Genomic DNA, 17,110 nt, shown 5'->3' with positions numbered 1-17,110 from the left:
ATGGAAACATCCGCCCACATCGACACTTTCGCCCGGGACAACCTGCCCCCGGGCGAGCTATGGCCTGAATTCCTGCTCGACGGCCCCGACGTGGCCTATCCCAAGCGCATGAACTGCGCGGTGGAACTGGTGGACGCCATGGTCGAACGCGGCCATGGCGAGCGCGTGGCGTTGCGCTGGTCCCAGGAGGGCAAGCCCGCGGCCATGACCTACGGCGAGCTGGCGGCGCTGACCAACCGCATCGCCCATGTGCTGGTCGAGGACATGAAGCTGGTGCCGGGCAACCGGCTGCTGCTGCGCGGCCCGAACAATCCCATGATGGCGGCCTCCTGGCTGGCCGCCATCAAGGCCGGCCTGGTCACCGTGCCCACCATGCCGCTGCTGCGCGCCAAGGAACTCAAGCAGATCATCGACAAGGCGCAGATCCAGGCGGCGCTGTGCGACGTGCGCCTGAAGGACGAGGCCGAGTTCTGCCTGCAGAAGGACCATGAACACCATTGCGCCGGCCTGCGGCAGGTCGTGTATTTCAACGACCAGGGGCCGGCCTCGCTGGACGCGCTGGCCGCGACCAAGGCCGACGATTTCCAGGCCTGCGACACCTCGGCCGACGACGTCTGCCTGATCGCCTTCACCAGCGGCACCACCGGCGCGCCCAAGGGCTGCATGCACTTCCATCGCGACGTGCTGGCCATGTGCGACCTGTTTCCCAAGCACGTGATCAAGCCGGGACCGGACGATGTGTTCTGCGGCACGCCGCCGCTGGCCTTCACCTTCGGCCTGGGCGGCCTGCTGTGCTTCCCGCTGCGCGTGGGCGCCAGCACGGTGCTGGCCGAGAAGCTGTCGCCCGACAGCTTGCTGCAGCTGATCCAGGATTTCCGCGCCACCATCGTGTTCACCGCGCCCACCTTCTATCGCCAGATGGCGGCGCTGGCCGGCAAGTATGACCTGTCCTCGCTCAAGAAGAGCGTGTCGGCGGGCGAGGCCCTGCCCGACGCCACCCGCCAGCTGTGGAAGCAGGCCAGCGGCCTGGAGATGATCGACGGCATCGGCGGCACCGAGATGATCCACGTGTTCGTGTCCAGCCCGCCGGACGAGGTGCGGCGCGGCGCCATCGGCCGCGTGGTGCCGGGCTACATCGCGCAGATCGTGGACGACGACATGAATCCGCTGCCCAACGGCACCGCCGGCCGGCTGGCCATCAAGGGCCCCACGGGCTGCCGATACCTGGCCGACGAGCGCCAGCGCCGATTCGTGCAGGCTGGCTGGAACCTGCCGGGCGACACCTTCGTGCAGGACGACGACGGCTATCTCTTTTACCAGGCGCGCAACGACGACATGATAGTGTCGGCGGGCTACAACATCGCCGGTCCCGAAGTCGAGGACGCGCTGCTGCGCCATCCGGCCGTGGCCGAGTGCGGCGTGGTCGGCGCGCCCTGCGACGAACGCGGCCAGGTGGTCAAGGCCTTCGTGGTGCTCAAGCCGGGCTTTGAACCGGGCGATGCGCTGGTGGCCGAGCTGCAGGCCTTCGTCAAGGCCAATATCGCGCCTTACAAGTACCCGCGCGCCATCGAATTCGTGGATGCGCTGCCGCGCACCGAGACCGGCAAGCTGCAGCGCTTCGCGCTGCGCAAGATGGCCTGAGCGGCGACAAGGCAAACAGGAGCCAACATGGGAAATCCGTTCGTCAGCCAGGTGGAGGTGCGGTTCCGCCATTGCGATCCGGCCGGCATCGTGTTCTATCCGCGCTATTTCGAGATGATCAACGATTTCGTCGAGGAATGGTTCGACAAGGGCATGGGCCTGCCTTTCCATGCGCTGCACGTGGAGCGCCGGATCGGCACGCCCACGGCCTCGGTGCAGTGCGACTTCACCGCGCCCAGCCGCTGGCATGAACGGCTGCGCCAGACGCTGGAGGTGCAGCGCATCGGCGGCGCCTCGTTCAAGGCGCTGGTGCGTTTCGAAGGGCCGGACGAGCAGTTGCGGCTGTCGGCGACCCTGACCATCGTGACCGTGGACTTGCGCAGCATGAAGTCCACGCCCCTGCCCGACGATCTGCGCGAGCGGATGCGGGCCTATCTGGCGCCCGCCGCCTGAGCGCGCGCCAGCCTTACTTCACTGAGTTTTTTTGATAATAGGATGAGACGTTATGAAGATTCTGCAACCGCCGGATTGGATGGCGCCCCGTGGCTATTCAAATGGAATCCTCGCCGAGATGACGGTGGGCAGCAAGCTGGTGTTCGTGGGCGGCCAGGTCGGCTGGAACGGACAGCAGCAATTCGAGTCGGATGACCTGGCGGACCAGGTGCGCCAGACCCTGGCGAACATCGTCGCCATCCTGGCCGAGGGCGGCGCCAAGCCGGAGCACATCGTGCGCATGACCTGGTACGTCACCGACAAGAACGAATACGTGGCGGCCTATCCGGCCATCGGCAAGCACTACCGCGAACTGATCGGCCGGCATTTCCCGGCCATGACGGCGGTTGAGGTCGCGGACCTGGTCGAGGACCGCGCCAAGGTCGAGATCGAAGTCACGGCCGTCGTGCCGGCCTGATCCTGTTCAACGCGCCGGGCGGCCTGTCGCGTCGGCCCGGCGGTCCGGGCTCCGGCCGTCCGCCGTCCCGCTTACCGGGCCGGCATCCGGCACCGAATGGCGGGTGCTGGAGCCAGCGCGGGCCGCGCGTCCGCGATCACTGCGCCAGGCGCAAGGTCTGCCTGGGCAGTTCGCCGAATCTTTCCTTGTAGTACTCCGAAAACCGGCCCAGGTGGCCGAAGCCCACCGCCAGCGCCGCCTCGGTGACGTTGGCGCAGGCGCCGTCCAGCAGGCGCTGGCGCGCCGCGTCCAGCCGCAGCGCGCGCAGCGCGTTCATGGGCGTGGTGTCGCGGTGTTCCTGGAACAGCCGGGTCAGCGCCGTGTCGCTGGCGCCGGCGTGGCGGGCGATGTCCTTGAGCGTCATGGGCGTGGCCAGATGCGCGCGCATATAGGCCTCGGCCAGCGCCAGGCGGCGTGGCGGCGTGGCCGCCGGCCCGCCGCGCCAGGTGTTGGGCTGGTTGTACAGCAGGTGCAGCACCAGCGTGTCCTCGAGCTGGTCCAGCCAGGCGGCCGGCGGGCGCGGCGCGCCGTCGTCCAGCGTGGGCAGCAGGTGGATCAGGCCGCCCATCATGCTGCGCCAGGCGGCGCCCACCGGGTTGTCCAGCCGCAGCGCGGGGCTGAAGTCCAGCGGCCGCAGCGCGGCCTCGCCGAAGGCGCGCTGGCCGATAGCGTCCAGCTTGCCGCGCGGGATCTTCAACAGCAGTTGTTCGCAGCCGGCTTCCCAATGCAGCCGCAGCGGCCGGTTGGGCGCGATGACCGCGGCACAGGCCGGATCGGCGTCCACCCGGACGCCGCCGCATTCGATGCGGGCGCGCCCGCGCAGCGGCACCTGCACCAGCATGAAATCCTGCAGTTTGTCGGGTTCGATCTGGACTTCGGCGCCGTAGCGCAAGGTACAGACCGTCAGCGCGCCGAAGCGGCCGCGGTTCAGGCGCGCGTCGACCCGTCCGCCTTTCCAGGTCAGCCGGTGTTCCTTGAGGGTTTCCGAGACGAGCGCACGCGTCTCGTCCTGTTGCGTGGAGCTGAACACGCGCCGCTCGAACAAGGGCGCCAGCTCTAGGGGGGACCAGCCGCGCATGGATGCCTCCGGAACGCGGGACACCCCGCCTGCGCATCCAGAATAATTTAAAGGTCAAGGATTGGGAATTAAGTGAATCCCGGATAAAGCCGCCGCTTTTCGGATAGAGCGGGGCGGTCGGGCGGCCTACGCTAGCGCAAGCGGCCTGGGATCCCGCGCGGGCGGGCCCGGGTTGGTGCGTGGCGCGGCGGCGCGTAAGCTGGCGATTCCTGGCGAGCGGCATGCGCGGACCGCGGCAGACGGATTCTGCCAGTCTGACGCCGGCGGGGCCGGCGCGACAAAACGGGGTGATTCATGAATCGCAATCTCTGGGGCCGGCGCGCGCTGGCCATGCTGGTGTGCATGGGAGCGGCGGCGGGCGCCGTGGCGGCGGACAAGGTCAAGGTGGGCATGTTGACCACCTTGTCGGGTCCGGGCGCGGCCCTGGGCAATGAAATCCGCGACGGCTTCAATCTGGCGCTGCAACATACGGGCGGCAAGCTCGGCGGTCTGCCGGCCGAGGTGGTGGTGGCCGACGACCAGCAAAAGGCCGACGCCGGCCGCCAGGCCGTCGAGCGCCTGCTCAAGCGCGACAAGGTCGACGTGATGACCGGCATCGTGTTCTCGAACGTGCTGCTGCCGGTGATGCCCGCCATCCTGCAATCGGGCACGATCTACCTCAGCACCAACACCGGCCCCGAGAACTACGCCGGCGCCGGCTGTAACCCGAATTTCTTCGCGGTGGCCTGGCAGAATGAGGACATTCCGGCGGCCATGGGCAAGTACGCGGCCGACCAGGGTTACAAGCGCGTGGCGCTGATCGCGCCCGACTATCCCGGCGGGCGCGAATCGCTCAACGGCTTCAAGCGCCTGTACAAGGGTGGCCTGTCCGAAGAGATCTATACGCAGCTGGGTCAGCTGGACTACGGCGTGGAGATCACCCGCCTGCGCGCCAGCAAGCCGGACGCGGTGTTCTTTTTCCTGCCGGGCGGCATGGGCGTGAACTTCATCAAGCAGTTCAATGGCGCCGGACTGGGCCAGGAGATCGCGCTGCTGGCGCCGGGCTTCTCGGGCGACGAGGACACCATCGCCGCCGTGGGCGAGCCGATCAAGGGCTTGCGCAACACCGCGCAATGGGCGGCGGACCTGGACAATCCCGCCAACCGCAAGTTCGTCGAGGATTTCAAGAAGACCTACAAGCGCATGCCGACGCTGTACGCCTCGCAGGGTTACGACGCCGCCATGCTGCTGGACAGCGCGGTGCGCCAGACCGGCGGCAAGCTGGACGCGGACACGCTGCGTCCGGCGCTGCGCCGCGCCGATTTCAAGTCGGTGCGCGGCGATTTCAAGTTCAACCGCAACCAGTATCCCATCCAGAACTATTACCTGCGGATCATCGAGGCAGGCGCGGACGGCAAGCCGGCGAACAAGCTCTCGGGCACGGTGCTGACGCAGTACCGGGACCCGTTCGCCGCATCTTGTCAAATGGAGTAGACCCCCCCCGAAGCGCTGCGCGCTTCCCCCCAGGGGGGCGCCGCAGCGGACCGGCGGAGCCGGCTCCGCGCGGCCTGGATGAGTGGCGTTTTCTCATACGGGGCGAGTGGCTTGCTGGTCCCGTGTTGAATACAGATAGAAGGAGAGTTGCATGACTACGAACGTGACGACCCGGCGGATACGCATCGCCGCGCATGATGGCGGCGAGTTCGAGGGCTATCTGGCCGTGCCGGCCTCGGGCAGCGGCCCCGGCCTGGTGCTGTGCCAGGAGATCTTCGGCCTGAACGGCTTCGTGCGCCAGACCGCCGAGCGGCTGGCCGAGGAAGGTTATGTGGTGCTGGCTCCGGATCTGTTCTGGCGCCAGCAGCCCGGTATCGAACTGACCGACGGCCCGGATGACATGCCGCGCGCCTTCGCGCTGTACCAGGGCTTCGACGAGGATCTGGGCGTGCGCGACATCGGTTCGGCCGTGGCGGCGCTGCGCGCGCTGCCCGAGCTCAAGGGCGGCGTGGGCGCGCTGGGCTACTGCCTGGGCGGCAAGCTGGCCTATCTGGCGGCCTGCCGCTGCGACGTGGACGTGGCCGTGGGCTACTACGGCGTCGGCATCGAGAACAGCCTGGAGGAAGCGTCCAAACTGCGCGGCCGGCTGGTGCTGCACATCGCCGAGCGCGACGGCTTCTGTCCGCCCGAGGCGCGCGAGCGCATCCTGGCGGCGCTGGGCGGCAAGCCCGGCGTGGAGCTGTACGTGTATCCGGGCCTGGACCACGCCTTTGCCCGCACCGGCGGCGCGCACTACGACAAGCCCGCCGCGATGATGGCGCACCAGCGCAGCATGGCCGCCCTGCAACGCGCGATCGGACCGGAGTTCGACTACTCGCATCTGTGGGACAAGCACTGCGAATACGAATTCGGCACCCGCGACGTGGCCGCCACCATGGCCACCATGGTGGCCGAGCCCTATGTGAACCACATCCCCACCATGACCGGCGGCGTGGGCCACAAGGAGCTGTCGCGCTTCTACCAGCATCATTTCGTCAACAGCAATCCGCCCGACACGCGGCTGGTGCCGCTGTCGCGCACCGTGGGCGCCACGCAGATCGTCGACGAGCTGCTGTTCTGTTTCACCCACACCACCGAGATCGACTGGATGCTGCCCGGCGTGCCGCCCACCGGCAAGTACGTGGAGATTCCGTTGGTGGCGATCGTGAAGTTCCGAGGCGACAAGCTCTATCACGAACACATTTATTGGGACCAGGCCAGCGTGCTGGTGCAGGTGGGCCTGCTCGACCCGCAGGGCCTGCCGGTGGCTGGCGCCGAGACCGCGCGCAAGCTGCTGGACGAGACCCTGCCGTCCAACACGCTGATGGCGCGCTGGCGCGAGAGCGAGAACAAGTAGGAGATGGACATGGCATACAGCGAAGAGCAATTGGCCGCGATGGTGCGCGGCGACAGCGTGCACCGTGGCGTCTATACCGATCCGGCGATCTTCGATATGGAGATGGAGCGCATCTATGGCCGCGCCTGGATCTACGTGGGACATGAAAGCCAGGTGCCCAGGACGGGCGACTATCACACCACGCGCCTGGGCGATCAGGACGTGCTGATGGTGCGCGCGGCGGATGGCCGCGTGCACGTGCTGTACAACCGCTGTCCGCACAAGGGCGCCAAGGTGGTGGCGGACGGCGAGGGCTGCGCGGGCAAGTTCTTCCGCTGCCCGTACCATGCCTGGACCTTCAAGCTGGACGGCAGCCACCTGGGCGTGCCGCTCAAGCAGGGCCTGGAAGGCACGTCCTATGACCCGGCCGACCCCACGTTCTCGATGCGCCGCCTGGCGCGGGTGGACAGCTACCGGGGGTTCGTGTTCGCCAGCCAGTCGGCCGAGGGCCCGGCGCTGGAGGACTTCCTGGGCGGCGTGCGCTCGTCCATCGACAATCTCTGCGACCGCTCGCCGGTGGGCGAGGTTGAGGTGGCCGGCGGCGTGTTCCGCGTGATGCAGCGCTCGAACTGGAAGGTGTTCTACGAGAACCTGCACGACACCATGCACGCCCGCGTCACGCACGAGTCCTCGTTCGCCGCCGCGCGCGACGAAGCCAAGGAAATCGGCGAGATGCCGTTCGAGCTGCACATCATGGACGGCAACGGCGAGCCCTACGAATTCTGGGAAAAGCTGGAACTGCGCGCCTATCCGAACGGCCATGGCTATATGGAAGGCATCTTCAACCCCGGCGCGGCCGAGCGCGATCCGATTTCGCGGGCGCACTTCGAGACGCTGGCGGCGGCCTATGGCGAGGACAAGGCGCGCCAGGTGCTGGGCATGAACCGGCACAACACCGTGATCTACGGCAGCGGCTCGCCCCATACCGTGTTCCAGCAGTTCCGCGTGATCCGGCCGGTGGCCGTGGACCGCACGCTGATCGAGATCCAGACCTTCCGCTGCAAGGGCGCGCCGGACGGCGTGTTCAAGCGCGCCATGCTGTACGCCAACGTGATCAATTCGCCGTCCTCCAACGTCATGCCGGACGATATCGAGCTGTACAACCGTTGCCAGGAAGGCAATGCCACACGCGGCGGCGAATGGGTCAGCATGCACCGCTACCACGGCACCGACCGCAGCGACGAGCAGGGCATGGTGTCGGTCAACGGCACCAGCGAATTGCCCATGCGCAACCAGTTCCGCGCCTGGCGCGACTACATGCAGGCCGGCCCCGTGACGCTGGCATCGGCCGAGAAGGGAGAAGGCGCATGCTGCTAGACCTGGATTTCGACGTCGCTACCGACAATCTCAAGCCGGCGGACGTGCCGGCCGAGGCTTATCATCGCATCGCCCAGTTCCTCTACCGCGAGGCGCGGCTGCTGGATGAGCGGCGCTACGCCGACTGGCATGCGTTGTGGACCGAGGACGGCATGTACTGGATGCCGCGCGTGCCGGGGCAGAAGAGTCCCTACGACCACGTTTCGCTGTTCTGGGAAGACCGCATGCTGCGCGATGTGCGCATCCGCCGGTTGGAGCATCCGCGCAACTGGTCGCAACAGCCGCCGACGCGCAGCGCGCGGCTGGTCGGCGGGGTGCAGATCGAGGGCGTGGACGCGGGCGGCAACCTGGTGGTGCATTCGGCCTTCCAGATGACCGAGTGGCGCAAGCGCCAGCCGCGCCAGCTGGCCGGACGCTACACCCACAAGCTGGCCGCCGACGGCGACGGCTGGCGCATCCGCATGAAGCGCGTGGATCTGGTCAATTGCGATGACGCGCATGACGCGTTCGAGGTGTTCGTGTGAGGGTATGCCTGTATACGCCGCGCGGCGCCGGCCCGGCTTGCGGGAGCCTGCCATGAGCGCGGCCGACGTGGCCGTGCTGGCCCTGCATTATCAGAACGACGTGCTGCATCCGGAAGGCAAGATCCGCGTCGGCCTGGACGGCGACGGCGGCACGCGCCAGCGGCTGCTGCGCGGCGCTTCCGACCTGCTGCGCGGCGCGCGCATGGGCGGCCTGCCCATCGTGCATGTGCGCATCGCGTTCCGGCCCGACTACGCCGACCTGCTGGCCAACTGCGATATCTTCCGCAACGTGGCGGCCATCGGCGCGGTGCCGGAAGGGCAGTGGGGCAGCGCGTTCTACGAAGGCCTGCAGCCGCTGGCCGGCAGCGCGCGCGAGTTTGTGGTCAAGCACACGCGCATCAGCGCCTTCTACGGCACGCCATTGGAAGAGACGCTGCGCGTGCTGGGCGCGCGCCGGCTGGTGGTTGCGGGCGTGGCCACGCACTCGGTGGTCGAGGGCACGGTTCGCCACGCCGCCGATATCGGTTTCAATGTGATGGTGGCCGAGGACGCCTGCGCCTCGGCCGACCCGGCGGTGCACGATGCGTCGCTGGCCAGCATGCGGCTGATCGCGCAGACCGGCTCGGTGGCCGAGGCCATGCGCTGGGCGGCCGCGCACTGAACAAGGATACGTCATGGATTTCAAGGGCTTTCCCGGCCTGGCCGGCAAGACCGCCATCGTCACCGGCAGCACGCAGGGGCTGGGCGCGGACATCGCGCGCGGGCTGGCCGCGGCTGGCGCCAACGTGGTGCTGGTCGGCCGCAATGCCCCGGCCGGCCAGGCGCTGGCCGATGAGCTGCGCGAACGGGCGCTGTATTGCGAGACCGACATCGGCCAGGACGCGCAGATCGAGCGCTGCATCCAGGCCGCGCTGGCGAGCTTCGGCCGGATCGACATCCTGGTCAACAACGCCTGCCAGTACGCCGACCAGGGCCTGGCTTCCAGCCGCGAGCAATGGCATGCGACGCTGGACACCAACCTGGTGTCGGCCGCGATCTTCACCCAGCTCGTCGCGCCCAGGCTGCCGCGCGGCGGCGTGGTGGTGAACATGGGCAGCACCGGCGGCAAGTTCGGCGCGGCCGGACGCGCGATCTATCCGGCGTCCAAGGCGGCCTTGCTGCAGATCACCAAGAACTTCGCGGTGGAACTGGCGCCGGCCGGCGTGCGGGTGCTGGCGGTGTCGCCGGCCTGGACCTGGTCGCCTTCGGTCGAACAACTGGCGGGCGGTTCGCGCGCGGCGGCCGACGCCGTGGGCGCGCATTTCCATCCGCTCGGGCGGGTGGGATCGGGCGAGGAGATCGCGGCGGCGGTGTGTTTCGCGTGCTCGGACGCGGCGTCGTGGATGACGGGGGTGGATATCCCGGTGGACGGCGGCTTTTCGGTGCTGGGGCCGGATCGGGGGATTTCCCCGCGCGCGTGGTTCCGCGAGCTGGCGCCGGGCCAGGACGGCGGCGCGGACGGCGCCTGAGCGCCAGGGACCGGCCGGCGACGGCGAGGTCGCCGGACCGCGCGGCCGGGGGCGGGCGGGGCGCGGAACGATCCGCGTCGCCCGCCCTCGCCGGATTCAGCGGATGACGATCTCGCCTGCTTCCAGCGCGGCCTTGCCGCCAACCTGGTCTTCCAGGAATTCCTGCATCTTGTTGCCGATCTGGATCTTCACGCCGCTGCAATAGCGCCGGCTGGCCGTGATGCTGGCTGTGTGGATCGGCTGCAGGTCGCGCACCAGCTGGGCCTCTTCCTCTTCCAGCGAGACCAGGTCGCGGCCCAGCTTGGCGTGGGTGTTGCGCGCGCGGTCGACCACGTCGCCGGTGGCGCGCTCGGGGTGCGAGTGCAGGAACAGCAGCAGCTGTTCGAGCTTGGCCTTTTCCTCGTTCATTTTCACGCGCTTGCGCGTCAACGCCGTGCGCTTGATGTCGGCGTGCGGGTCCAGGCCCGCCTGCACCAGCGTGGGCACGCCGGCGGGCGAACCGATGGTGCCGGCGCGCACCGCCTGCAGGGCGCGGATCTGGCCGCCCATGATGGCGGTCTGCTGCGCGTTGGCGGCGCCCACGTTGACCGCGCCGCCGGCGGCGATGCTGCATTGGCGGATCTCGCGCTCGACCTCGACGTTCTGGCCGGCGCTGATGATGGCGTTCTCGATGAAGCGGGCCTTCAGCTCGCCGCCGCAGACGATGTGCGCGGTGCGGGCGGGACCGGACGCATCCTGCATCGCCTCGGCCATGCCGATGATGCCGCCCTTGACCGTGACGTTGCCGCCGGCCTCGACCAGCGCCGCTTCCATGGTGCCGTTGACGACCACGTCGCCGGTCACGCGCACTTCCATGGTGGCGCTGATGTCGCCCCGGACCTGCAGCGAGCCTTCGAAATTGATGTTGCCGGTGGTCAGGTCCACCGCGTCGACTTCGACGACCGGATTGACCTGCACGCCCTGGTTGATCAGCTTGGGGCTGCCGGCGATCGCCGCGCGCAGCAGCAGCGGGTCGTCCGGATCGATCTCGACGCCGGACATGTCGCTGGAGAATTGCGTGTCGGCCATCTCGTCGGGCAGTACGGGCTGGCCCAGCACGTCGCGGCCATCGATGCCGGGCAGCGGCGGAATGCGGCGCATGAGCGGCGTGCCCGGCGTGACCAGCAGCAGGCTGCCGAGGTCGCGGTAGTCCACCTGGGCCAGTTCGTCGATTTCCTGGGCGCGCGGCTTGAGCCGGTCCAGCAGGCTTTCGAAGCGGGTGGGGGTGCCGCGCGTGGGCGGGGTGCCTTGCGCCACCAGCAGGGTGCCGGTGCGACCCTGTTCGACGGCCTCGGCCAGTTCCGTTTCCAGCAGGCCGTGGACGATGCCCTGGTCGGCCAGCGCCTGGCGCACCGTCTGCAGCGCGACGGGACGGCCGCCCTTGGGCGGCAGCAGGGTGATCATGGCCGCCATGCGGTCGGCGCTCAGTTCCAGTTCATAGGAGCCGTCCTGCACCTTGCCGATCGTCCCCTGCACGGGCGCGACGGCGTCCCGGCACATGTCGATGAAGGCGATGACGGCGTGGTTGTCCAGCGCTTCGGTGGTCCAGCCCTGTTCGGCGGCGGCGGCGGCCAGGCTGTCCCAGTTGGGCAGGTCGCTGGCCAGGGCGGCGTCGCCGGCGCGTTCGGCGTCTTCGTCCGAGGCATCGGCGTCCTCGTTCGCGTCGCTCTCGCCGGCGGGGAGGGCGGTTTCGGCGGTCTCGGCGGTCTCGGCGGCAATGGGGGCGGGGCGGGCCGGGGGCGGGGTATAGATTGCCGTCAGGACGTGGGTATTGGCGTCCAGCAGTAGCTGAAGCGTGTTGTGTGCGTCCATGTCAGCCTCCTGCCCGGCGCTGCCGGCCGGTTCACTCATTTAGTAATTAAACGAAATATTAGGTCATATATTAACTCATGCCCATGACCACCGGCATCTTATGCAACGGCGCATCCGCCAAAAGCCTTAGTGCCGTCCCTGTTTTTCCCTTGATCTGGGCCGGAGATCGTGCATTAGTCCGTAGGCAGGAGCGACAAGCCCGGCCCGGCGGCGCAGCATAAGGCCTTCTGTCCGACGCGCCTGCGCGCGCCGGGCGCCTTGCCGGATATCGTCGGAGTCCATCCCATGCCTCCACCCGTTTTTTCCGCCGCTGCGCGCGCCTTCCTGGCGCGCGTCGGCGGCTGGGCGGCGCTGCTGGTCCTGGCCGCCGGCGCCGCGCTGGCCCCGCGCGGCGCGGCGGCCATGGAGACCTACCGCTACAAGGATCCCCATGGGGTCTGGCGCAGCATGAAGGTGCCCAAGGGCTATGTCCGGCATGGCGCGCGGCCCTTGCCCCGGGTGGCCGTGCGCAGCGCGCCGCTGTGCCTGATGTGCGAGCCGGAGCCCGGTCAGGGCGCGCGCCGGCCGGGCCTGATCGTCTGGGCGCCGAGGCTGGCTCTGCCTTGGGACGGACCGCCGCCGGCCCTGCACGACGGGCTGATCGCGCAGGCGGCGCTGGATTCGGGCGTGGACCGGGCGCTGCTGAGCGCGGTGATCGCGGTGGAGTCGGGATTCCGCAGCGATGCCCGCTCGCCCAAGGGCGCGCTGGGCCTGATGCAGCTGATGCCGGCGACCGCCGCCACGCTGCTGACGGTGGACAACATGGAACGGGCGCTGGTGGATCCGGCGACCAATGTGCGGCTGGGTTCGCGACACCTGCGGCGCCTGCTGGACCAGTACCCGGGCAGGTTGGATCTGGCGCTGGCGGCCTACAACGCGGGCGAGGGCGCGGTCAGCAAGTACGACGGCGTGCCGCCGTATGCCGAAACGCAGCAGTATGTGAGAGCGGTGACGGCGCTGTACCAGCGCTACAAGGCGCCGTGAGCCGTGCCGGAATGCGCCGCCGTCCGACGCGCGGCGCGCCGGGCGGGGGATGTGTCTGAAAGGGGGCGGCGTGGCGCCGCCCCGCGCGCTCACAGGGTCGCGAAGACCTTTTCGGCGATGTCCAGCGTGGCCGCGATGACGGCGTCGTCGTGCGTGGCCGAGACGAAGCCGGCTTCGAACGCGGACGGCGCGAAATGCACGCCGTGGTCCAGCATGGCGTGAAAGAAGCGATTGAACCGCGCGGTGTCGCAGGCCGAGACCTCGGCGAAGGACGCGGGGATGCGTTCGCTGAAGTAGATGCCGAACATGCCGCCCACCGAATCGGCCGAGAAGGCCAGGCCGGCGGCGCGGGCCCGCTCCTGCAGGCCCTGGGCCAGCTTGGCGGTCTGGGCCGACAGCTTTTCGTAGAATCCGGGCGCGGCGATCAGGCGTAGCGTGGCCAGGCCCGCGGCCACGGCCACCGGATTGCCCGACAGCGTGCCGGCCTGGTAGACGCCGCCCAGCGGGGCGATGTGCTTCATGATGTCGGCGCTGCCGCCGAAGGCGCCCACCGGCATGCCGCCGCCGATCACCTTGGCCAGCGTGGTCAGGTCGGGCTTGACGCCGGTCAGGCCCTGCACGCCTTGCGGGCCGACGCGGAAACCGGTCATCACCTCGTCGAAGATCAGCAGCGCGCCATGCGCCGTGCAGACCTCGCGCAGGCCTTCCAGGAAGCCCGCAGCGGGCTTGATCAGGTTCATGTTGCCGGCGACCGGCTCGACGATGATGCAGGCGATGTCCGCGCCGTGCTGGGCGAAGGCCTCGCGCACGGCGTCCAGATTGTTGTATTCCAGGGTCAGCGTGTGCGCGACGAATTCGGGCGGCACGCCGGCCGAGCTGGGATTGCCGAAGGTCAGGAGGCCCGAGCCGGCCTTGACCAGCAGGCTGTCGGAATGGCCGTGGTAGCAGCCTTCGAACTTGACGATCTTGGCGCGTCCGGTGGCGCCGCGCGCCAGGCGGATGGCCGTCATGGTGGCCTCGGTGCCGGAGCTGACCAAGCGCACCTGTTCCAGCGACGGCAGGCGGGCGATCAGCGTTTCGGCCAGCTCGATCTCGGCCTCGGTGGGAGCGCCGAACGACAGGCCGTGGACGGCGGCTTCCTGCACCGCGCGCACGACCTCGGGATGCGAGTGGCCCAGGATGGCCGGACCCCAGGAGCCCACGTAGTCGATGTACTGCTTGTCCTCGGCGTCCCAGACGTAGGGGCCTTGCGCGCGCTTGATGAAGCGCGGCGTGCCGCCCACGGAGCGGAAGGCGCGCACGGGCGAGTTGACGCCGCCGGGAATGCTGCGGCAGGCGCGTTCGAAGAGCTGGGCGTTGCTGGACATGGCGGTCAGGACTTGGATTGGGGGTTGATGGAATAGGGCGCGGCGCAGGCGGCCGCGGCGGCGCGCACGCTGGGCGCGGCGAACAATGCGGTGATGACGGCGATCGAGTCGGCGCCGGCCTGGGCCACCAGGCGCGCGTTGTCGGGCGTGATGCCGCCGATGGCGACCACGGCGGGCCGGGGGCCGTCGCGTTCCTCAACGAGTTTCCTGGCCTCAGTCAGTACCGACAGCGGCGCGCGCACGGTGTCGGGCTTGACGGTGGACGCGAACATGGCGCCGAAGGCGATGTAGTCGGCGCCGGCGTCGAGCAGCTCGCGGGCGCGGTTGAGGTCGTCGTAGCTGGAGCCGCCCAGGATCAGATCGGGGCCGGCCTCGGCGCGGATGCGCGCCAGGCTGTCGTCGTCGCGGCCCACGTGGGCGCCATCGGCGCCGACTTCCAGCGCCAGCTTCCAGTCGTCGTTGATCAGGAACACCACGCCCAGCTCGCGGCACAGCGGCGCCAGCGCGCGCGCCTGGGCGGCGCGCTCGGCGTCGGGCACGTTCTTGCGGCGCAGCTGCAGCGCGCGCATGCCGCCTTCGGCGGCGGCGCGCACGGCCTGCAGCAGGCGTTCGGTGTCATCCCATTCGGGCGTCACGCCGTACAGGCCGGCGGGAAAACGCAGGGCTTTCATTGCGGTTGGATCCGGTAGGGAATGCGCCGGCCCATGCCAGGCAGGAAGCTGGAGGCGACGGCGGCGTCGGCGTGGGCCAGGCCCTGCCGCACGGCCTCGGGCATTTCCAGGCCGCGCGCCAGCATGGCGGTGATGGCCGTGGCGGCCAGGCCACCGGCGTCGCCATTGCGGTCGGGTGGCGCCTGCCAGGGATAGGTGCTGGTCTGGCCGCCGGGGCCGAGCAGCACGTTGGCGTAGTGGCCGGGCCGCTGCGGGCTGCCCAGCACCAGCACCCACTGGGCGCCGGCCGCCACCAGGGCGTGCATGGGAGTAGGTGCGTCCCCGATATCGATGTCGCCGTCGGCGTGCCACTGCGCCAGGCGCAGGTGCTCGATGACCAGCAGGTCGGTCTGCGGCAGCACCAGCTCCAGCGTGGCCGCCAGCAGATCGTCGGCGTCGTCCTCGTCGGCGGCGTCGGTCGGCGGCAACTGGGCGCGCTGGCCCAGGTGCAGCACCAGCGGGACCTGGTTGTAGTCGGCCGCGATCTGCGCCGCCACGCTTGCCGTTTCGGCGGTGTATAGTCCGCCCACCTTGATGGCCTGCACGGACATATCTTCGAGCAGGCAGCGCGCCTGGTCGTCCAGCAGGTCTGGCGAAACGGGGTGGATTTCCTCGATGCCGGCGGTGTCCTGCACGGTCAGGGCCGTGACCGCGGCCAGGCCGTGGCAGCCCAGACGGGCGCAGGTGACGGCGTCTGCCGGCAAACCGTCGGCGCCCGAGGGATCGAGCGGACCGAGGACCAAAACGAGAGGGGGGGTAACGGGAGCCACGTGGACAGCGCTAGATCAAGGGCGCCCCGACCCGTTTGCGGAGAATCAGGGGAACCCCTATTGGGTTTCGGTAAGATTGTCCCCATTCTAATGGATGCACCCCGTCTTTGCCCTGCCCCCGCTGCGCGGGCAGCAACCGGGATTTGATGTAAGAGAGAGCTATGCGTACTTGGATGTGTCTGATTTGCGGCTGGGTCTACGATGAAGAAGCCGGCCTTCCCGACGAAGGGATCGCTCCCGGCACCCGCTGGGAAGACGTGCCGCCGAACTGGGTCTGTCCCGAATGCGGCGCGCGCAAAGAGGATTTCGAACTGATGGAAATCTGAATCCGCTCAAGCCGACATATTCCGCCAGGGCTAGCGGGACGGGGCGCGGCCCCGTCCTGGTCACTGCAAGAATGGTCTGCCGCCAAGCATGGGAGGGCCGCGCCAGCGGTCCGGTCCCGGGGTTTAATCAGACTATTAGGTTAGGGGTTGCCATGACGGAACAACACCACGAAGACACGACGACGCAGGCGGCCAATTTCGCCAACCAGTTCCTGATCGCCATGCCCGGCATGGTCGAGGGCAGCCTGGCGGGCTCCGTCATCTACATTTGCGAGCACACCGAGCGCGGCGCGCTGGGCCTGGTCATCAACCGGCCCACCGACCTGACGCTGGGCACGCTGTTCGAACGCATCGACCTGGAGCTGGAAATCGGCCCGGTCAAGGAAACGCTGGTCTTCTTCGGCGGTCCGGTGCAGACCGACCGAGGCTTCGTGTTGCACGCGCCGGCCGGCGACTACAGCTCCAGCATCAAGCTGGGCGACATGGCGCTGACCACCTCGCGCGATGTGCTGCAGGCCGTGGCCGACGGCAAGGGGCCGGCGCGCATGCTGGTCACGCTGGGCTACGCCGGCTGGGGAGCGGGCCAGCTTGAAAGCGAGATGGGCCAGAACGCCTGGCTGAGCGTGGGCGCCGACGATCACATCATCTTCGACGTGCCGCCCGAGGAACGCTATCCCGCCGCGCTCAAGCTGCTGGGCATCGATCCGGTGATGCTGGCGGGCGACGCGGGTCATGCCTGAAGAAACCCTGCTGGCCTTCGACTTCGGCGAGAAGAAGATCGGCGTGGCCATCGGCAACACGCTGACGCGCCACGCCCGGCCGCTGGAGATCATCCACGGCGAAGTGCGCGACGCGCGCTTCGCGCGCATCGAGGCATTGCTGCGCGAATGGCAGCCGCAGCGCCTGGTCGTGGGCCTGGCGCTGACCGCCGACGGCGGCGAGCAGCCCGCCACCGCGCGCTGCCGCCGCTTCGCCAACCAATTGAACGGTCGCTTCGGCATGGCGGTGGAACTGGTCGACGAGCGCGGCTCCAGCATGGAGGCGCAGCGCCTGCTGGGCACGCACGCCGCCGACGACGCCATGGCCGCGGCCGTGATCCTGCAGCGCTATCTGGACGCCTTGCCCGCCTGACGCCGGC

The 17,110-nt window shown here is 69.0% G+C and carries 18 protein-coding genes; 13 read left to right on the top strand and 5 right to left on the bottom strand.

All coding sequences use genetic code 11. From position 1 onward, the window contains the following. Genes ACEU5R_RS04270 through ACEU5R_RS04260 form a run of 3 tightly spaced genes read left to right on the top strand, consistent with a single transcriptional unit; the run spans position 1 to position 2,551 of the window. A complete protein-coding gene (locus tag ACEU5R_RS04270) occupies positions 1-1,641 on the top strand; it encodes an AMP-binding protein (RefSeq protein WP_392409212.1) in 1,641 nt (546 codons plus the stop codon). 27 nt (positions 1,642-1,668) lie between these two features. Next, on the top strand, positions 1,669-2,094 hold the full coding sequence (locus ACEU5R_RS04265) for an acyl-CoA thioesterase (RefSeq protein ID WP_392409211.1): 426 nt from the start codon (positions 1,669-1,671) through the stop codon (positions 2,092-2,094). 52 nt (positions 2,095-2,146) lie between these two features. Continuing rightward, positions 2,147-2,551, top strand: coding sequence for a RidA family protein (locus ACEU5R_RS04260; RefSeq protein WP_103272306.1), 405 nt, complete (start codon positions 2,147-2,149; stop codon positions 2,549-2,551). 136 nt (positions 2,552-2,687) lie between these two features. Here the strand turns inward: ACEU5R_RS04260 and ACEU5R_RS04255 are convergent, their stop codons facing one another. Continuing rightward, positions 2,688-3,668: an AraC family transcriptional regulator gene (locus ACEU5R_RS04255; protein ID WP_392409210.1), complete on the bottom strand. Its 981-nt coding sequence runs from the start codon at positions 3,666-3,668 to the stop codon at positions 2,688-2,690. 294 nt (positions 3,669-3,962) lie between these two features. On the opposite strand from ACEU5R_RS04255, the gene ACEU5R_RS04250 reads away from it, so the two are divergent. The 6 genes from ACEU5R_RS04250 to ACEU5R_RS04225 all read left to right on the top strand — a co-directional run bounded on the left by ACEU5R_RS04250 (position 3,963) and on the right by ACEU5R_RS04225 (position 9,925). Then, the gene (locus tag ACEU5R_RS04250; protein ID WP_392409209.1) at positions 3,963-5,141 is read left to right on the top strand and encodes an ABC transporter substrate-binding protein; all 1,179 of its coding nucleotides are present in this window, start codon (positions 3,963-3,965) and stop codon (positions 5,139-5,141) included. Positions 5,142-5,292: 151 nt separating this feature from the next. Then, positions 5,293-6,537, top strand: coding sequence for a dienelactone hydrolase family protein (locus ACEU5R_RS04245; RefSeq protein ID WP_392409208.1), 1,245 nt, complete (start codon positions 5,293-5,295; stop codon positions 6,535-6,537). Positions 6,538-6,546: 9 nt separating this feature from the next. Next, entirely contained in the window at positions 6,547-7,893 is a 1,347-nt protein-coding gene (locus tag ACEU5R_RS04240) for an aromatic ring-hydroxylating dioxygenase subunit alpha (RefSeq protein ID WP_103272310.1), read from the top strand. After that, a complete protein-coding gene (locus ACEU5R_RS04235; RefSeq protein WP_103272311.1) occupies positions 7,884-8,417 on the top strand; it encodes an aromatic-ring-hydroxylating dioxygenase subunit beta in 534 nt (177 codons plus the stop codon). The genes ACEU5R_RS04240 and ACEU5R_RS04235 overlap by 10 nt, the downstream gene beginning before the upstream one ends. A 52-nt stretch (positions 8,418-8,469) precedes the next feature. After that, positions 8,470-9,078: a cysteine hydrolase gene (locus ACEU5R_RS04230; RefSeq protein ID WP_103272312.1), complete on the top strand. Its 609-nt coding sequence runs from the start codon at positions 8,470-8,472 to the stop codon at positions 9,076-9,078. A gap of 13 nt (positions 9,079-9,091) precedes the next feature. Further along, positions 9,092-9,925 (top strand): SDR family oxidoreductase, encoded by an 834-nt coding sequence (locus tag ACEU5R_RS04225; RefSeq protein ID WP_392409207.1) that lies wholly within the window; start codon positions 9,092-9,094, stop codon positions 9,923-9,925. Between the two features lie 96 nt (positions 9,926-10,021). Here the strand turns inward: ACEU5R_RS04225 and ACEU5R_RS04220 are convergent, their stop codons facing one another. Then, positions 10,022-11,776: a DUF342 domain-containing protein gene (locus tag ACEU5R_RS04220; protein WP_392409206.1), complete on the bottom strand. Its 1,755-nt coding sequence runs from the start codon at positions 11,774-11,776 to the stop codon at positions 10,022-10,024. A 285-nt stretch (positions 11,777-12,061) separates the two neighbouring features. Between ACEU5R_RS04220 and ACEU5R_RS04215 the strand changes: the two genes are divergently transcribed. After that, on the top strand, positions 12,062-12,799 hold the full coding sequence (locus ACEU5R_RS04215; RefSeq protein WP_392409205.1) for a lytic transglycosylase domain-containing protein: 738 nt from the start codon (positions 12,062-12,064) through the stop codon (positions 12,797-12,799). A gap of 89 nt (positions 12,800-12,888) precedes the next feature. Here ACEU5R_RS04215 and hemL read toward each other — a convergent pair whose 3' ends face one another. The 3 genes from hemL to ACEU5R_RS04200 are packed head-to-tail and all read right to left on the bottom strand — an operon-like array spanning position 12,889 to position 15,646. Continuing rightward, the gene (hemL, locus tag ACEU5R_RS04210) at positions 12,889-14,166 is read right to left on the bottom strand and encodes a glutamate-1-semialdehyde 2,1-aminomutase (RefSeq protein WP_212321233.1); all 1,278 of its coding nucleotides are present in this window, start codon (positions 14,164-14,166) and stop codon (positions 12,889-12,891) included. A 5-nt stretch (positions 14,167-14,171) separates the two neighbouring features. Further along, positions 14,172-14,837, bottom strand: coding sequence for a thiamine phosphate synthase (gene thiE, locus ACEU5R_RS04205; RefSeq protein WP_103272317.1), 666 nt, complete (start codon positions 14,835-14,837; stop codon positions 14,172-14,174). Beyond that, positions 14,834-15,646, bottom strand: coding sequence for a hydroxymethylpyrimidine/phosphomethylpyrimidine kinase (locus tag ACEU5R_RS04200; RefSeq protein ID WP_392409204.1), 813 nt, complete (start codon positions 15,644-15,646; stop codon positions 14,834-14,836). Before ACEU5R_RS04200 ends, thiE begins: the two co-directional genes overlap by 4 nt. Positions 15,647-15,807: 161 nt before the next feature. Between ACEU5R_RS04200 and ACEU5R_RS04195 the strand changes: the two genes are divergently transcribed. The 3 genes from ACEU5R_RS04195 to ruvX all read left to right on the top strand — a co-directional run bounded on the left by ACEU5R_RS04195 (position 15,808) and on the right by ruvX (position 17,103). Beyond that, a complete protein-coding gene (locus ACEU5R_RS04195; RefSeq protein WP_003814980.1) occupies positions 15,808-15,972 on the top strand; it encodes a rubredoxin in 165 nt (54 codons plus the stop codon). Between the two features lie 152 nt (positions 15,973-16,124). Further along, positions 16,125-16,712: a YqgE/AlgH family protein gene (locus tag ACEU5R_RS04190; protein ID WP_103272319.1), complete on the top strand. Its 588-nt coding sequence runs from the start codon at positions 16,125-16,127 to the stop codon at positions 16,710-16,712. After that, a complete protein-coding gene (gene ruvX / locus ACEU5R_RS04185; RefSeq protein ID WP_103272320.1) occupies positions 16,705-17,103 on the top strand; it encodes a Holliday junction resolvase RuvX in 399 nt (132 codons plus the stop codon). The genes ACEU5R_RS04190 and ruvX overlap by 8 nt, the downstream gene beginning before the upstream one ends. Positions 17,104-17,110: the final 7 nt, after the last annotated feature.

Origin of the sequence: Achromobacter sp. 413638, from assembly GCF_043119405.1 — a bacterium.
In the GTDB taxonomy this organism is placed as follows: Bacteria; Pseudomonadota; Gammaproteobacteria; order Burkholderiales; family Burkholderiaceae_B; genus Achromobacter.
This window is presented reverse-complemented; position numbering and strand designations above follow the sequence as displayed.

Excerpts from the sequence above, each read along its gene's own strand:
- ACEU5R_RS04195 (WP_003814980.1), top strand. The coding sequence starts at position 15,808 with ATGCGTACTTGGATGTGTCTGATTTGCGGCTGGGTCTACGATGAAGAA.
- ACEU5R_RS04220 (WP_392409206.1), bottom strand. The coding sequence starts at position 11,776 with ATGGACGCACACAACACGCTTCAGCTACTGCTGGACGCCAATACCCAC.
- ACEU5R_RS04265 (WP_392409211.1), top strand. The coding sequence starts at position 1,669 with ATGGGAAATCCGTTCGTCAGCCAGGTGGAGGTGCGGTTCCGCCATTGC.
- ACEU5R_RS04260 (WP_103272306.1), top strand. The coding sequence starts at position 2,147 with ATGAAGATTCTGCAACCGCCGGATTGGATGGCGCCCCGTGGCTATTCA.
- ACEU5R_RS04255 (WP_392409210.1), bottom strand. The coding sequence starts at position 3,668 with ATGCGCGGCTGGTCCCCCCTAGAGCTGGCGCCCTTGTTCGAGCGGCGC.
- ACEU5R_RS04235 (WP_103272311.1), top strand. The coding sequence starts at position 7,884 with ATGCTGCTAGACCTGGATTTCGACGTCGCTACCGACAATCTCAAGCCG.
- hemL (WP_212321233.1), bottom strand. The coding sequence starts at position 14,166 with ATGTCCAGCAACGCCCAGCTCTTCGAACGCGCCTGCCGCAGCATTCCC.
- ACEU5R_RS04245 (WP_392409208.1), top strand. The coding sequence starts at position 5,293 with ATGACTACGAACGTGACGACCCGGCGGATACGCATCGCCGCGCATGAT.
- ACEU5R_RS04270 (WP_392409212.1), top strand. The coding sequence starts at position 1 with ATGGAAACATCCGCCCACATCGACACTTTCGCCCGGGACAACCTGCCC.
- ACEU5R_RS04225 (WP_392409207.1), top strand. The coding sequence starts at position 9,092 with ATGGATTTCAAGGGCTTTCCCGGCCTGGCCGGCAAGACCGCCATCGTC.
- thiE (WP_103272317.1), bottom strand. The coding sequence starts at position 14,837 with ATGAAAGCCCTGCGTTTTCCCGCCGGCCTGTACGGCGTGACGCCCGAA.
- ruvX (WP_103272320.1), top strand. The coding sequence starts at position 16,705 with ATGCCTGAAGAAACCCTGCTGGCCTTCGACTTCGGCGAGAAGAAGATC.
- ACEU5R_RS04190 (WP_103272319.1), top strand. The coding sequence starts at position 16,125 with ATGACGGAACAACACCACGAAGACACGACGACGCAGGCGGCCAATTTC.
- ACEU5R_RS04240 (WP_103272310.1), top strand. The coding sequence starts at position 6,547 with ATGGCATACAGCGAAGAGCAATTGGCCGCGATGGTGCGCGGCGACAGC.
- ACEU5R_RS04250 (WP_392409209.1), top strand. The coding sequence starts at position 3,963 with ATGAATCGCAATCTCTGGGGCCGGCGCGCGCTGGCCATGCTGGTGTGC.
- ACEU5R_RS04215 (WP_392409205.1), top strand. The coding sequence starts at position 12,062 with ATGCCTCCACCCGTTTTTTCCGCCGCTGCGCGCGCCTTCCTGGCGCGC.
- ACEU5R_RS04230 (WP_103272312.1), top strand. The coding sequence starts at position 8,470 with ATGAGCGCGGCCGACGTGGCCGTGCTGGCCCTGCATTATCAGAACGAC.